The organism is Streptomyces qaidamensis (assembly GCF_001611795.1).
In the GTDB taxonomy this organism is placed as follows: Bacteria; Actinomycetota; Actinomycetes; order Streptomycetales; family Streptomycetaceae; genus Streptomyces; species Streptomyces qaidamensis.
In genome coordinates this window covers 4,125,858-4,140,156 of sequence record NZ_CP015098.1, presented here as the reverse complement: position 1 = coordinate 4,140,156, position 14,299 = coordinate 4,125,858, and the positions used below count along the sequence as shown (strand labels likewise).

Genomic DNA, 14,299 nt, shown 5'->3' with positions numbered 1-14,299 from the left:
CCAAGGGATGACGCCCGGCAACAACGGCGCGAGCACGCCCGAGGACGACGACCCGTTCGGCTATCTCTACGCCGACGGGCAGGCCAACGGGGCCCAGCCGCCGTCCGGGGGCTACGGCTACCCGAACTCGGTCAACCGGGTGCGCGCGGTCGGCACGCGCCAGTACGGCCAGCAGCCGCAGAACGCGCAGACCGCGCCGTACGGCCAGGTCCCGCAGCAGCAGGGCTCCTACAGCCAGCAGAACGCGCACTACGCGGCGCCGGAGACGCTGCCGGGCGGTGCGCAGACCGCGCACCACGCGACCCCGGCGGGCGGCGGCGGCCGGGGTGGCCGCGGCCCCAACACCAAGGGTCTGCTGATCGGCGCGATCGCGGTGGTCGCCGCGGCCGTCATCGGCATCGGCGTGGCCATGCTGGGCGGCGACAAGGACAAGGACGACGCGTCCGACAAGACGGGCACGACCCCGACCCAGTCCGAGGAGTCGAAGCCGAGCCCTTCGACCAGCAAGGCCGGAGCGGCCAAGCAGGATCTCCCGAAGACCGACGCGAAGGCCCTGCGGCTCAGCCCCGGCATGACGACGGCGTCCGACATCAAGGGCGCGAAGGCCGGCGGCGGGGTCTACGTGACGGGCCTCAACCAGGTCGGTGCCAAGGTGACCTGGACGGTCGATGGCATCAAGAAGGCCGACATCTACCGGTTGTATGTGCGCTACGCCATCCCCGGCGTGGACGCCAACGCCACGCTGGTGGTCAACGGCGATGCTCAAGACCGGCCCGTCAACATGGAGAACTTCGGCAAACTGCCCAAGGGCGACTGGGAAAAGGGCTGGCAGGAGACGTGGTCCAACGTCAACCTGACCAAGGGCACCAACACGATCGAGATTGCCTGCAACGAGGGCAACCAGTGCGATGCGCTTCTCGACCAGCTCTGGATCGCCCCGGAGAAGGGCCAGTAGAGCCGGCAACGGTCCCACTGCCGGAGCGGTTGGGGGCCACCCGTGGCGGACGGCCCCCGCTGTGCGAAATCCCCCTTGTGGCGATCTACTGACCGGGGCGGAGCATGCCGGGCGTCATCCCCAGACGGCCATGCTCTTCACCGGCCACGGGGTCTTGTCCGAGTAGTGGCCCGGCTTGATGTCGAAGTGGCTGCCGTAGCACGACGCGTCCTTGTAGACGGTGATGAGCTTGCCACTCTGGTTGGACACCGAGCGGCCGCTGCGCGGGTAGCACCCGTTGTCCTTGCCGTAGGTGTGCTTCGTTCCTCCGAAGTCGGCCTTCTGCCAAGTGCAGATCTTGCCGCTTGCGCACCTGGTCGCGGCGGAGGCGGTCTGGGTGGTGAGCGGCAGAGTGGCGATCAGAGTGGCGCCGAGCAGCGCGAACAGGCGCATGCGCATGAGGTTGTTCCCCCTACATGGTCAAATCTGGTCGCTCATGATCATGTCGATCATGTGACTGAAAGGCAATCGGGTTCCGGTCAGGGCGAGTGTTTCGTCAGATGCTGGACCGACCTCAGGCAGCGCTGGCCTCGGCAGTCACCGTCACCCTCGCCAGCAACTCCTCGTACGTCCCCCGGTCGAACTCCCCCGCCACCGGCGCCTGCACCGTCGCCGCCGACAGAGCGATGGCCCGGGCCAATCGGTCCGGCCACGGGAGGTGTTCCACCAAGCCCGACAGGAGGCCCGCTACCGCCGCGTCGCCCGCGCCGGTCGGGTTGCCTCGTATGGAGGTCGGTGGGGTCGCTCGCCAGCGGCCCTCTCGGGTGGCGGCGAGGAGGCCCCCCGGGCCGAGGGACGCGACCACCGCGCCCGCGCCCCGGCGGCGGGCGTCCTGAGTGGCGCGCAGCGGTTCGTGGGAGCCGGTCAGTTCCGCCAGTTCGTCGGCGTTCGGCTTGATGATGTCGGGGCGGGCCGCGACGCCCCGGCGCAGGGGTTCGCCGCTGGTGTCCAGGAGGACCGGGAGACCGAAGGAGCGGGCCGTGCGGATCAGGCCCGCGTACGCGCCCACCGGGACACCCGGCGGCAGGCTGCCGCACAGGGCCACCGCCGACGCGGTGTGCAGCAGGTCCGCGTAGGCCTCCTGGAAGGCCGACCATTCGGTGGGCGTGACCGTGGGGCCGGGTTCGTTGAGCTGGGTCGTGTCGCCGGTGCGCTCGTCGACCACGGCGACCGTGCGGCGGGTCGCGCCCGAGAGGGGGACCAGCGCGTCCAGCACGCCCGGTACCGCCGCGAGCTTCTCCTGCACGACCCGGCCCGTCGCCCCGCCCGTGAAGCCCGTCACCGTCACCTCGTGCCCGAGGGCAGCGAGCACCCGGGCCACGTTGACGCCCTTGCCGCCCGGGCGTTCCGTCACCTCGGAGACGCGGTGCGAGGCGTGCGGCCTGAGGGACCGTATGCGGTAGGTGATGTCGAGAGCGGTGTTCAGCGTGACCGTGAGGATCACCTGGGTCGACCTCCCCCGATGTGCTTGCCGACGTGAACGTGCAGGTAGTCCGATCATGCCAAAGAGACGGCGGTCGGCCCACTCCTGGGGTCGGCCACCGTCTCTCGACTGGGGGATGGATCAGCCCAGTTGGGGACCCACCACCCATTCACCCCGGCGCATCACGCCCTTCACCTCGTACGCGGAGTCCAGGATCAGCAGGTCGGCGTACTTCCCGGGCTCCAGTGAGCCGATCGTGTCGGCCATGCCGAGCAGCCGGGCGGGGGTGGCGGACAGGGCCGTCACCGCGTCCTCGACGGACAGGCCGTCGACCGTGACCGCCCGCTGGAAGGCGCGGTCCAGCGTGAGGGTCGAGCCGGCGATCGTGCCGTCCTCCACGAGCCGGGCCACGCCGTCCGCGACCTCCACCTCCAGCGGGCCCAGCCAGTAGCGTCCGTCGCCGAAACCGGCCGCGTCCATCGCGTCCGTGATGAACGCCACGCGGTCCGCTCCCGCGTGGTGGAACGCCAGCTGCAGCGCGGCGGGGTGGAGGTGCGTGCCGTCGTTGACCAGCTCGACCGTGACCCGGTCGTCCTCCAGGAGGGCCGCGATCGGGCCGGGGGAGCGGTGGCCGAGCGGGGGCATCGCGTTGAAGAGGTGGGTGGCGACGGTGGCGCCCGCGTCGATGGCCTCGACCGTCTGTTCGTACGTGGCGTCCGTGTGGCCGATCGCCGCGATCACGCCGTGGTCGGCGAGGAGGCGTACGGAGTCCAGGCCGCCGGGGAGTTCGGTGGCCAGCGTCAGCATCCTGGCCTGGCCCCGGGCCGCGTCGATCAGCTTGCGGACGTCCGTGGGGTGGGGGTCGCGCAGGAGGGCCTCGGAGTGGGCGCCCTTGCGGCAGGGGGAGATGAACGGGCCCTCGAAGTGGACGCCGGCGATCTCGCCCTGCTCGGCGAGTTCGCTCAGCAGGCCGGCGCGCCGGGTGAGGAAGTCCATGTCGCCGGTGACGGTGGAGGCGACCAGGGTGGTCGTGCCGTGCAGGCGGTGGGTGTGGATGCCCTTGAGGATGTCGTCGACCGAGCCGGAGGTGAAGGAGGCTCCGCCGCCGCCGTGGTTGTGGATGTCGACGAAGCCGGGGATCACGTAGTGGTCTGTTACGTCGATGACCTGGGCGTTCTCCGGGGTGACCCGGGTGATGCGGGTGCCGTCGACGGCTACCTGGCCGTTTTCGACGGTTCCGGTCGGGAGGACCACTGTCGCGCCGGTGAGCACGGTGGGGGTCCCCGATGTAGCGGGGTGCGGGTGCGTCGTGGCTGGTCGCGCAGTTCCCCGCGCCCCTTGCGGCGATGCCATCAGGGCGTTACCTCCATGCGGTCGGTCGATGCCAGAAGGTCCCAGGCCAGCAGGCCCGCCCCCAGGCAACCGGCGCTGTCACCCAGCGCCGCCGGGACGAGTGTCGGCTGTTTCTGGAAGGTGATGCGGCCGCGGATCGCTTCCCTGAGCGGCGTGAACAGGGTTTCCCCCGCCTCCGCCAAGCCGCCGCCGATGATCAAAGTGCGGGGGTCCAGCAACGTCAGGGCCGTGACCAGTCCGTCGGCCAGGGCGTCCACGGCCTGCTGCCAGACCGCCCGGGCCTTCGGGTCTTCGGAGTCCACCGCCTTCGCGCAGTCCGCCGCGTCCGCGGCCGGGTCGCCGGAGGCCGCGGCCCAGGCCTCGCTCACGGCCGCCGCCGAGGCGAAGCGCTCCAGGCAGCCGTGCTGCCCGCACGGGCAGGGGGACCCGCCGGGGCGTACGACGATGTGGCCGATCTCGCCCGCGAAGCCGTGCGCGCCCGCCTCGACCCGGCCGTCGACGCCGATGGCGCCCGCGATGCCGGTGCCCAGGGCCACGAACAGGAACCGGTCCGCTCCCCGGCCCGCTCCGACCCGGCCCTCGGCGAGGCCGCCGGTGCGCACGTCGTGGCCGAGGGCGACCGGAACGCCGAGCCGCTCCGACAGCAGGGCGCGCAGCGGGACGTCGCGCCAGCCGAGGTTGGCCGCGTAGACGGCGACGCCCTCCGCCTCGTCGACGATGCCGGGGACGGCCACGCCGGCGGCGGACGCGAGCGTGCCGAAGTGCTCGGCGCCGTAGGCGCGCAGCTCGGCGGCGAAGTCGAGGATGCCCGCGACGACGGCGTCCGGCCCCTGGGCGCGTCCGGTGGCCCGGCGGGCCCGGTGCAGCACCTCGCCCCCGGGCCCGGCCAGCGCGGCCTTCATTCCGGTGCCGCCCACGTCGAGGGCGATGACATGTCTCACGGAAACAGTGTGACCCGCTGACCCGCGAGAGGTCTAGTCCACTCGCGTGGTGTAGACCTTATTCCGAATATCGAAAAGTTTTCAGAGGCGGCGACGCCAGGGTTGGGGAAGAACAGCGGTGCAGCGGCGGCGAATGGCAGGAACGATCGCGGCGGTGTCCGCACTGGGCATGACGGCGGTGCTCGGCGGCTGCGGCATCACGGGCGGCTCGGCGGACGTGACGCTCAAGCTCGTCGCCGCCGACTACGGCGACAGCGCGGCCAACAGCTCGAAGAAGTACTGGGACAAGCTCGTCGAGGAGTACGAGGCCGACCACCCCGACGTCAAGATCGACGTCAGCGTCTACTCCTGGAACGACGTCGACCGCAAGGTCAGGGAGATGGTCGCCGCCGGTGACCCGCCGGACATGGCGCAGATCGGCGCCTACGCCGACTACGCGGCCAAGAACCAGCTCTACAAGGCCGACGACCTGCTCTCCATACCCGTGCAGGCCGACTTCGTCGGGCAGCTGGCCTCCGCGGGCCGGGTGAAGGGCGTGCAGTACGGGATGCCGTTCGCCGCCTCCACGCGCGTCCTCTTCTACAACAAGACCCTCTTCGCCAAGGCCGGCATCACCCCGCCCGAGTCCTGGGACGACCTGGCCGAGGACGCCGAGGCGCTCAAGGCCGAGGGCGTGAAGTACCCGTACGCGCTGCCGCTCGGTCCGGAGGAGGCACAGGCCGAGACCATGCAGTGGATGCTCAGCGGCGGGGGCGGCTACACCGACAGCGTCGACAGCTACGGCATCGACTCCCCGGAGAACATCGACACCTTCTCCTGGCTGAAGAACGACCTGGTCGGCAAGGACCTGACCGGGCCGGTCGCGCCGGGCGAGCTGAACCGGGCCGCCGCGTTCGCCGCCTTCGCCAAGGGCCAGGTCGGCATGCTCAACGGCCACCCCTCGCTGATGAAGATCGCCGAGAGCAAGGGCGTGAAGTACGGCATGGTGCCCATGCCGGGCAAGGGCGGCCCGAGCAAGTCCACGCTCGGTGTGGCCGACTGGATGACGGCCTTCCGCGAGAACGGCCACCGCGACCAGGTCGGCGACTTCCTCGACTTCGTCTACAGCGAGAAGAACGTGCTGGCCTTCTCCCGCGAGTACGACTTGCTGCCGGTCACCTCCTCCGCGTCCGGCACCATGGCCGCCTCCGACGAGGACCGGCACCTCAGGCCGTTCCTGGAGGAGCTGCTGGCCTCCGAGCTCTACCCGGTCGGCAAGACCTCCTGGGCCGACGTCAGCGCCCAGGTCAAGCAGCAGATCGGCAAGGCCGTCGCGCCCGGCGGCAGCCCCTCGGGCGTCCTCGGCCACCTTCAGGCGGCGGCGGGCCGGGCGGAGAGTGCGGAGTAGCTCCGCTGTCGGTGGCAGGCGTTACGGTGCCGGGCATGGACGAGGACACGGGTGAGCAGGGGCTCGGGCGCAGGGAACGGGACATCCTCGCGCTCGAACGCCGGGGTTTTCCCGGACCCGGTGCGAAGGAACGGGCCATACGTGAGGAGCTGGGGCTCGCCCCTGTGCGCTACTACCAGCTTCTCAATGCGCTGTTGGATGATCCACGGGCCTTGGCTCATGACCCCGTGACGGTGAACCGGCTGCGGCGGATACGGGAGACGCGGCGGGCGGAGCGCTGAGGAACGCGGGGCGTCCGGTCGTCGCGGGGCGCGGGTGCGTCGTGGTTGATCGCGCAGTTCCCCGCGCCCCTGAGTACGTGCCCTTCAGCCGATGAAATCAGCAAGCGCCCGCAGCAGCCCCACCACACCCTCCGGGCCGTCCACCACCACGTCCGCCCGCTCCCTGAGCTCGGTCACCTCGTCGCTGCCGCTGCACACCAGCAGGCCCGGCGTGCCGGAGGTGCGGAGGGTGTCGACGGCGGAGTACGCGGGCAGGTCGCCCAGGTCGTCGCCGCCGTAGAGGACGGATCCGGCGCCGATCTCGCGGGCGAAGCCGGCGAGCGCGACGCCCTTGTCCATGCCGGGCGGGCGCAGTTCGAGGACCATGCGGCCGGGCTCGACGATCAGGCCGTGCCGGGTCGCCAGGCCGGTGAGGGGCTCGCGCAGGGCCTCGAAGGCGGCCTGCGGGTCGGCGGCCCGGCGGGTGTGCACGGCCACCGCCCGGCCCTTGTCCTCGACCCAGGTCCCGCTCCCTTCGAGCAGCCCGGGCAGCTCGGCGCGGACGGCGTCGACGCCGGGGTGCGGATCGGGGGCGGTGACCTCGCCGCTGCGGGCGTCCCACCGCTCGGCGCCGTAGTGCCCGAGGACGACCAGGTGTTCAAGACCCGGTGCGTCCGCGAAGCCACCGTTGCGTACGGCGACCTCGGCCGGCCGGCCGGTGATCACCGCGATGGCGGCGACCTTCGGGGCGAGCGCCACCAGTGCGCCCAGCGCCTCCGGATGGGCCCGGGCCAGCTCCGGATCGGCGACGATCGGCGCGAGCGTCCCGTCGAAGTCCAGTGCGACCAGCGCCTTGCCGGGATCGGCGAGCAGGGCGGCGAGCCCGTCCTCGCCGGCCTTCGTGACAGGCACGGGCAACGCGTTCGCGCTCATCGCCGCTCAGCCCCTCAGCGCGTCGAGCTGGTCCACGAACCACTGGGCCGGCGGCAGTGCCGTCGCCGCCGCTGCCAGGCGCTTGCTGCGCTCGGCCCGTTCCTCCGGGCGCATCGACAGCGCCTCGTGCAGGGCCGCGGCCGTGCCCGTCACGTCGTAGGGGTTCACCGTGATCGCGTCCTCGCCCAGCTCCTCGTGCGCCCCGGCCTCCCGCGACAGCACCAGCGCGCAGCCCGCGTCGGAGACGACGGGAACCTCCTTGGCGACGAGGTTCATGCCGTCGCGGATGGGGTTGACGAGGGCCACGTCGGCCAGCCGGTAGGCGGCCAGCGAGCGGGCGAAGTCGTCCTTGAGGTTGAGGAGGACCGGGGTCCACCCGGGCGTGCCGTACTCGGCGTTGATCTCGTCGGCGACCCGCTGCACCTCGGCCGTGTAGTCCCGGTACACCGCGAGGTCCTGCCGCGAGGGGTACGCGAAGGCGACGTGCACCACCCGCTCGCGCCACTCGGCGTGGGTCTCCAGGAGCCGGCGGTAGGCCAGCAGGCCGCGCACGATGTTCTTGGACAGCTCGGTGCGGTCGACGCGGACGATGGTGCGGCGGCCGTCGCCGATCTCCTGCCGCAGCGCGGCCATCCGCTCCTCGACGTCCGGCTCGTGCGCCCGCTTGCGCAGGAAGTCCGCGTCGGCGCCCAGGCCGTGCACCCCGACCCGGGTGCCGCCGAGCCCGCCCGCGAACCGCTCGGCGCACTCGGTGAACGCCTCCGCCCAGCGCTCGGTGAGGAAGCCCAGCCGGTCCGCGCCGAGCATGCCGCGCAGCACCTGCCCGGCCACGTCGTCCGGCAGCATCCGGAAGTACTCGGGCGGTGCCCACGGCGTGTGCGAGAAGTGTCCGATGCGCAGGTCGGGCCGCAGCTCGCGGAGCATGCCCGGCACGAGCGTCAGGTGGTAGTCCTGCACCACCGCCGCCGCGCCCTGCGCCGCCTCCTCGGCCAGCGCCTCGGCGAACGCCCGGTTGTACGCCTCGTAGGACGCCCACTGCCGCCGGAACTCCGCGTCGAAGACCGGCTCCAGGGGCGTCTGGTAGAGCATGTGGTGCACGAACCACAGGACCGAGTTGGCGATGCCGTTGTACGCGTCGGCGTGCACGTCGGCCGGGATGTCCAGCATCCGCACGCCGTCCTCGCCGATCCCGCGCCGGACCGCCTCCCGGTCGCCGTCGGACAGCGCCGAGCACACCCACAGCGCGTCCGCGTCCGAGCCGATCGCGGAGAGCCCGGAGACCAGCCCGCCGCCGCCCCGTTTGGCGTCCAGCGAACCGTCCTCACCCACCGTGTAGGAGACCGGACCCCGGTTGGAGGCCACCAGCACCTGCGCAGCACCGTACGTTGAAGCCATAAGCCTCAACCTAGCCCGGCCCGGAAACGCTCAAACGTGCGGATCTGTCGTACCCGGCCGAAAACGGCCCCGGTCAGGCCGCTCTCCGCGCCTGGTACTCGGCGATGTCCACCATCGGCGGACGCTCCTCGGTGTCCACGGAGTACGTGCGCGGCTCGAAGCCGTCCTCCCCCCGCTCGAACTGGGTGAGGGAAGGCCGGATCAGATGCCCGCGGGCCAGCCGCAGCTGGGCCGTGCGGTAGATCGCGGCGGCCATCCGGCCGAGCGCCTGACCGTCCTGGTGCCGGTGCTTGCGCACCCCGACGTCCACCTGGGCGAGGGCGTCCAGGCCCGCCAGGTGCAGGGCGTCGACGAGCATCCCCAGCTCCACGCCGTAGCCGACGGGGAACGGCAGCTGCTCCAGCAGCGAGCGGCGGGCCGCGTACTCGCCGCCGAGCGGCTGCACGAAGCCGGCCAGCTGCGGCCAGTGCATGTTGAGCAGCGGGCGCGCCATCAGCTCGGTGACCCGGCCGCCCTGCCCGGCGGCACCGGACAGCGGCCGGTCGTACATGGCCTTCACCAGGTCCACGTCCGGGTCCGTGAGCAGCGGGCCGACGATCCCGGAGACGAAGTCCGACGAGAAGTCCCTGAGGTCCGCGTCGACGAAACAGACGATGTCCCCGCGGGTGACGAGCATCGAGCGCCACAGCACCTCGCCCTTGCCGGGCACGGCGGGCAAGCGCGGGAGTATGTCGTCCCGGTGCACCACCCGCGCGCCCGCGGCGGCGGCCACCTCGGACGTACGGTCGGTCGAGCCGGAGTCGACGACGACCAGCTCGTCGACGAGCGGGACCTGCCGCATCAGGTCGTGGCGGATGACGGCGACGATGTCGCCGACCGTCGCCTCCTCGTTGAGGGCGGGCAGCACGACACTGACCGTCTGGCCCGTGCGCTGCTTGGCGGCCAGGATCTGGTGGAGCGGGCGATCGGTCGCGGACCAGGAACGGGTGCTCAGCCAGCGCTCGACTTCTTCCAGCACCGTGGCGGCTCCTCTGCGTTCTCCAGGCGGGACGGACTGTGATCCATCTCGCGGTTCGGACGACTATCTCAACTGTCCTGGTCGTCGGTTACAGTCTTGAACAAGGCGGATGACCATCGCATGTCCGGGGTCACCCGCCGCCTACAACCACATACAGCTCATCCAGAGGGGCAGAGGGAAACGGCCCGATGAAGCCCCGGCAACCCTCCAGTCGGTACTCGTAGGTCACTGTCGACCACATGCGCGAGGCTCCCGGCTCGGGAAGGTGCCAAATCCGTCTCACGGCGAGATGCGTCGTGAGGAAGATGAGGAGAAAGGGCCTCGCCTCACATGGCTGTGCAGACTGTTGCAAGCACCACTGACTCCACCGTAGACCTCGGTCCCGCCGCTGCCCTGAGCTGCCGCGAGTGCGGTCACCGTGTACCCCTCGGACCGGTCTTCGCGTGCGAGGAGTGTTTCGGGCCGCTGGAGATCGCCTACGACTTCTCGGCCTACGACACCGAGGAGCTCCGCAAGCAGATCGAAGCGGGCCCCGCGAACATCTGGCGCTACGCCCCACTGCTGCCGGTCCCGGCCGACGTCGCGGACAAGCCGAACATCAACCCCGGCTGGACCAAGCTCGTCAAGGCCGACAACCTCGCGCGCGAGCTGGGCGTCGACGCCGGCAAGCTGTTCGTCAAGGACGACTCCGGCAACCCGACGCACTCCTTCAAGGACCGCGTCGTCGCCCAGGCCCTGGAGGCCGCCCGCGCCTTCGGCTTCACCACGCTCTCCTGCTCCTCCACCGGCAACCTCGCCGGTGCGGTGGGTGCCGCCGCGGCCCGCGCCGGCTTCCGCTCCTGCGTGTTCATCCCGCACGACCTGGAGCAGGGCAAGGTCGTCATGGCCGCGGTCTACGGCGGCGAGCTCGTCGGCATCGAGGGCAACTACGACGACGTGAACCGCTTCTGCTCCGAGCTGATCGGCGACCCGGCCGGTGAGGGCTGGGGCTTCGTCAACGTCAACCTCCGGCCGTACTACGCGGAGGGCTCCAAGACCCTCGCGTACGAGATCTGCGAGCAGCTCGGCTGGCAGCTGCCGGACCAGCTGGTCGTGCCGATCGCCTCCGGCTCGCAGCTGACGAAGATCGACAAGGGCCTTCAGGAGCTGATCAAGCTCGGTCTGGTGGAGGACAAGCCGTACAAGATCTTCGGCGCGCAGGCCGAGGGCTGCTCGCCGGTGTCCGTCGCCTACAAGGCCGGGCATGACGTCGTTCGGCCGCAGAAGCCGAACACCATCGCCAAGTCGCTCGCCATCGGCAACCCGGCGGACGGGCCCTACGTGCTGGACATCGCGCGGCGGACCGGCGGTGCGGTGGAGGACGTGAACGACGAGCAGGTCGTCGACGCGATCAAGATCCTTGCTCGCACCGAGGGGATCTTCGCGGAGACCGCCGGTGGGGTGACGGTGGGTGTCACCAAGAAGCTGATCGAGAGCGGGCTGCTGGATCCGTCGAAGACGACGGTGGTGCTCAACACCGGGGACGGTCTCAAGACGCTGGACGCAGTGGCGGGCACGGGTCTGACGGCGACCATTCGCCCCAACCTCGAATCGTTCCGTGAGGCCGGGCTCGTCTGAGCGTCGTTGTTCGCTGCGGGGCCGTGGGGGGCTGGTCGCGCAGTTCCCCGCGCCTCTGAGCGCGATACCCAACCGGAGGTTTTGAAGTCATGAGCGTCACCGTTCGCATCCCCACCATCCTGCGCACCTACACCGGCGGGCAGGCCGAGGTCGCCGCCGACGGGGCGAACCTCGGCGAGGTCATCGCCGATCTGGAGAAGAACCACACCGGGATCGCCGCCCGGGTGCTCGACGACCAGGGCAAGTTGCGCCGGTTCGTCAACGTCTACGTGAACGACGACGACGTGCGGTTCGAGCAGGGCCTGGAGACGGCGACGCCGGACGGTGCCGGTGTGTCGATCATTCCCGCCGTCGCCGGCGGCTGAACCGGTCGACCGGCCCGATTGTTACCTTCGGTAACGACAATTACCGAGAGTTCACCGAATTGCCCCCTCCGTGAGAGAAGCGGAGGGGGCAATTCTGTGTGGTTGAGCGGGGTACAGTTGGGGAACGCGGTATCGATCCTCTGATCGGAACCCTGAATTCCTGCCGCGAGCCCGACAAGATGTAGCCAAAGTGTGCACGTCTTTCGCGCCTTTTGTTCCTTTTGTGTAGCCCGATTTGCCCTGAATTCGGGCGAGTTCTCCCCACATTCCGGACCCTGCGCGTCCAGAATTCTCGTCCGATTGACCTGTTGCAGACGGCAGTTGGACAGATACATTCAGCCGCGGTCGACGCGTTCCGGCGCACGCCCCCAACCGTGGGGGGTGAGGTCTGACCCGGGTCCGCGAAGTGTGGATCTGTGCAAGGGCCAGTAATAGGGGAGTTAGGCATGGCTCAGGGCACCGTCAAGTGGTTCAACGCGGAGAAGGGGTACGGCTTCATCGCGGTCGACGGTGGTGCGGATGTTTTCGTCCACTACAGCGCGATTCAGATGGACGGCTACCGCACCCTTGAAGAGGGCCAGCGGGTCGAGTTCGAGATCTCGCAGGGCCAGAAGGGACCGCAGGCCGACATGGTTCGCGTCTCTGCCTGAACGCGCACCACGACCAACGCTCAAGCGACCGGTCTTCTCAGAAGGGCCCGTACCCCCCGGGGTGCGGGCCCTTCCGCGTGCCCGCAGGGCCCGCCGGCCGGTGTTCGCGGGCGGCTGACGTCCCTGCCCGATCCCCTGCGGGCGCTTGCACTCGCAGGGGTCGAGTGCTAATCATTGCGTTAGCACTCTGAAGGTGAGAGTGACAACGTAAGGACCGGGTCGGTGAGGCCCAGGACCGGATGGGGCAAGGAACCAGCCGGTCGGGGCCGTCCGTCGCGGGCGCGGGCGCGGTCCGAAGTAATCACCCCCAGTCCTGGAGGGACCACTTCACATGGCCAAGATCATCGCGTTCGACGAGGAGGCGCGGCGCGGCCTCGAGCGCGGCATGAACCAGCTCGCGGACGCCGTCAAGGTGACGCTCGGCCCCAAGGGCCGCAACGTCGTCCTCGAGAAGAAGTGGGGCGCGCCCACGATCACCAACGATGGTGTCTCCATCGCCAAGGAGATCGAGCTCGAGGACCCGTACGAGAAGATCGGCGCCGAGCTGGTCAAGGAAGTCGCCAAGAAGACGGACGACGTCGCCGGTGACGGTACGACCACCGCGACCGTTCTCGCCCAGGCCCTGGTCAAGGAGGGCCTGCGCAACGTAGCCGCCGGCGCCAACCCGATGGCTCTCAAGCGCGGTATCGAGAAGGCCGTCGAGGCCGTCTCCGCCGCCCTGCTGGAGCAGGCGAAGGACGTCGAGACCAAGGAGCAGATCGCCTCCACGGCCTCCATCTCCGCCGCCGACACCCAGATCGGCGAGCTCATCGCCGAGGCCATGGACAAGGTCGGCAAGGAAGGCGTCATCACCGTCGAGGAGTCCCAGACCTTCGGTCTGGAGCTGGAGCTCACCGAGGGTATGCGCTTCGACAAGGGCTACATCTCGGCGTACTTCGCGACCGACATGGAGCGTATGGAGGCCGTCCTCGACGACCCGTACATCCTGATCGCGAACTCCAAGATCTCGAACGTCAAGGACCTGCTCCCGCTCCTGGAGAAGGTCATGCAGTCGGGCAAGCCGCTGCTGATCATCGCCGAGGACGTCGAGGGCGAGGCCCTGTCGACCCTGGTCGTCAACAAGATCCGCGGCACCTTCAAGTCCGTCGCCGTCAAGGCCCCGGGCTTCGGCGACCGCCGCAAGGCGATGCTGCAGGACATCGGCATCCTCACCGGCGGCGAGGTGATCTCCGAGGAGGTCGGCCTCAAGCTGGAGAACGCCACGGTCGACCTCCTGGGCAAGGCCCGCAAGGTCGTCATCACCAAGGACGAGACCACCATCGTCGACGGTGCCGGCTCCGCCGAGCAGGTCCAGGGCCGGGTCAACCAGATCCGCGCCGAGATCGAGAACAGCGACTCGGACTACGACCGCGAGAAGCTCCAGGAGCGCCTGGCGAAGCTCGCCGGCGGCGTGGCCGTCATCAAGGCCGGTGCCGCCACCGAGGTGGAGCTCAAGGAGCGCAAGCACCGCATCGAGGACGCCGTGCGCAACGCCAAGGCGGCCGTCGAGGAGGGCATCGTCGCCGGTGGTGGCGTGGCCCTGCTGCAGGCCTCCCAGGTCTTCGAGAAGCTGGAGCTCGACGGTGACGAGGCGACCGGCGCCAACGCCGTGAAGCTCGCCCTGGAGGCCCCGCTGAAGCAGATCGCCGTCAACGGTGGTCTCGAGGGCGGCGTCGTCGTGGAGAAGGTCCGCAACCTCCAGGTCGGCCACGGCCTGAACGCCGCGACCGGTGAGTACGTCGACATGATCGCCGAGGGCATCATCGACCCGGCGAAGGTGACCCGTTCCGCGCTGCAGAACGCCGCCTCCATCGCCGCGCTGTTCCTCACCACCGAGGCCGTCATCGCCGACAAGCCGGAGAAGAACGCCGCGCCCGCCGGCGGCGGCATGCCGGGCGGTGACATGGACTTCTGATCGACCCGG

The 14,299-nt window shown here is 70.1% G+C and carries 14 protein-coding genes and 1 riboswitch; of the genes, 7 read left to right on the top strand and 7 right to left on the bottom strand.

What is annotated here, in order from left to right; translation table 11 throughout:
* Nucleotides 1-7 precede the first annotated feature (7 nt).
* Nucleotides 8-955, top strand: a complete 948-nt coding sequence (locus tag A4E84_RS18100) for a carbohydrate-binding protein (protein WP_062927588.1) — start codon at nt 8-10, stop codon at nt 953-955.
* A gap of 114 nt (nt 956-1,069) precedes the next feature.
* Here A4E84_RS18100 and A4E84_RS18095 read toward each other — a convergent pair whose 3' ends face one another.
* The 4 genes from A4E84_RS18095 to A4E84_RS18080 form a co-directional block, all read right to left on the bottom strand.
* Nucleotides 1,070-1,393: a peptidase inhibitor family I36 protein gene (locus tag A4E84_RS18095; RefSeq protein ID WP_062927587.1), complete on the bottom strand. Its 324-nt coding sequence runs from the start codon at nt 1,391-1,393 to the stop codon at nt 1,070-1,072.
* A 115-nt stretch (nt 1,394-1,508) separates the two neighbouring features.
* Nucleotides 1,509-2,438, bottom strand: a complete 930-nt coding sequence (locus A4E84_RS18090) for a 1-phosphofructokinase family hexose kinase (protein WP_062927586.1) — start codon at nt 2,436-2,438, stop codon at nt 1,509-1,511.
* A gap of 120 nt (nt 2,439-2,558) precedes the next feature.
* Nucleotides 2,559-3,689, bottom strand: coding sequence for an N-acetylglucosamine-6-phosphate deacetylase (gene nagA, locus A4E84_RS18085; protein ID WP_062927585.1), 1,131 nt, complete (start codon nt 3,687-3,689; stop codon nt 2,559-2,561).
* Between the two features lie 80 nt (nt 3,690-3,769).
* A complete protein-coding gene (locus tag A4E84_RS18080; RefSeq protein ID WP_062927584.1) occupies nt 3,770-4,711 on the bottom strand; it encodes an ROK family protein in 942 nt (313 codons plus the stop codon).
* A gap of 133 nt (nt 4,712-4,844) precedes the next feature.
* On the opposite strand from A4E84_RS18080, the gene A4E84_RS18075 reads away from it, so the two are divergent.
* Nucleotides 4,845-6,098, top strand: coding sequence for an ABC transporter substrate-binding protein (locus A4E84_RS18075; RefSeq protein ID WP_062927583.1), 1,254 nt, complete (start codon nt 4,845-4,847; stop codon nt 6,096-6,098).
* A gap of 35 nt (nt 6,099-6,133) precedes the next feature.
* Nucleotides 6,134-6,379 carry a DUF3263 domain-containing protein gene (locus A4E84_RS18070; RefSeq protein ID WP_062927582.1) on the top strand — a complete coding sequence of 82 codons (246 nt, stop codon included), beginning with the start codon at nt 6,134-6,136 and terminating at the stop codon, nt 6,377-6,379.
* 84 nt (nt 6,380-6,463) lie between these two features.
* Here A4E84_RS18070 and otsB read toward each other — a convergent pair whose 3' ends face one another.
* The 3 genes from otsB to A4E84_RS18055 all read right to left on the bottom strand — a co-directional run bounded on the left by otsB (nt 6,464) and on the right by A4E84_RS18055 (nt 9,704).
* Nucleotides 6,464-7,291 (bottom strand): trehalose-phosphatase, encoded by an 828-nt coding sequence (otsB, locus tag A4E84_RS18065; protein WP_062927581.1) that lies wholly within the window; start codon nt 7,289-7,291, stop codon nt 6,464-6,466.
* A 6-nt stretch (nt 7,292-7,297) separates the two neighbouring features.
* Complete coding sequence (locus A4E84_RS18060) at nt 7,298-8,686, bottom strand: alpha,alpha-trehalose-phosphate synthase (UDP-forming) (protein ID WP_107308343.1); 1,389 nt, start codon at nt 8,684-8,686, stop codon at nt 7,298-7,300.
* Between the two features lie 73 nt (nt 8,687-8,759).
* Nucleotides 8,760-9,704 (bottom strand): glucosyl-3-phosphoglycerate synthase, encoded by a 945-nt coding sequence (locus tag A4E84_RS18055; protein WP_062927579.1) that lies wholly within the window; start codon nt 9,702-9,704, stop codon nt 8,760-8,762.
* Between the two features lie 155 nt (nt 9,705-9,859).
* Nucleotides 9,860-10,016, top strand: a riboswitch (SAM riboswitch).
* Nucleotides 10,017-10,034: 18 nt separating this feature from the next.
* Here A4E84_RS18055 and thrC point away from each other — a divergent pair.
* From thrC to groL, 4 genes are all read left to right on the top strand, one after another.
* Nucleotides 10,035-11,321, top strand: a complete 1,287-nt coding sequence (thrC, locus tag A4E84_RS18050; protein WP_062927578.1) for a threonine synthase — start codon at nt 10,035-10,037, stop codon at nt 11,319-11,321.
* Nucleotides 11,322-11,410: 89 nt separating this feature from the next.
* Nucleotides 11,411-11,686: a MoaD/ThiS family protein gene (locus A4E84_RS18045; protein ID WP_062927577.1), complete on the top strand. Its 276-nt coding sequence runs from the start codon at nt 11,411-11,413 to the stop codon at nt 11,684-11,686.
* A 446-nt stretch (nt 11,687-12,132) separates the two neighbouring features.
* Nucleotides 12,133-12,336 carry a cold-shock protein gene (locus A4E84_RS18040; protein WP_010035953.1) on the top strand — a complete coding sequence of 68 codons (204 nt, stop codon included), beginning with the start codon at nt 12,133-12,135 and terminating at the stop codon, nt 12,334-12,336.
* Nucleotides 12,337-12,667: 331 nt separating this feature from the next.
* Nucleotides 12,668-14,290: a chaperonin GroEL gene (gene groL / locus A4E84_RS18035; protein ID WP_062927576.1), complete on the top strand. Its 1,623-nt coding sequence runs from the start codon at nt 12,668-12,670 to the stop codon at nt 14,288-14,290.
* The last annotated feature ends 9 nt before the right edge of the window (nt 14,291-14,299 follow it).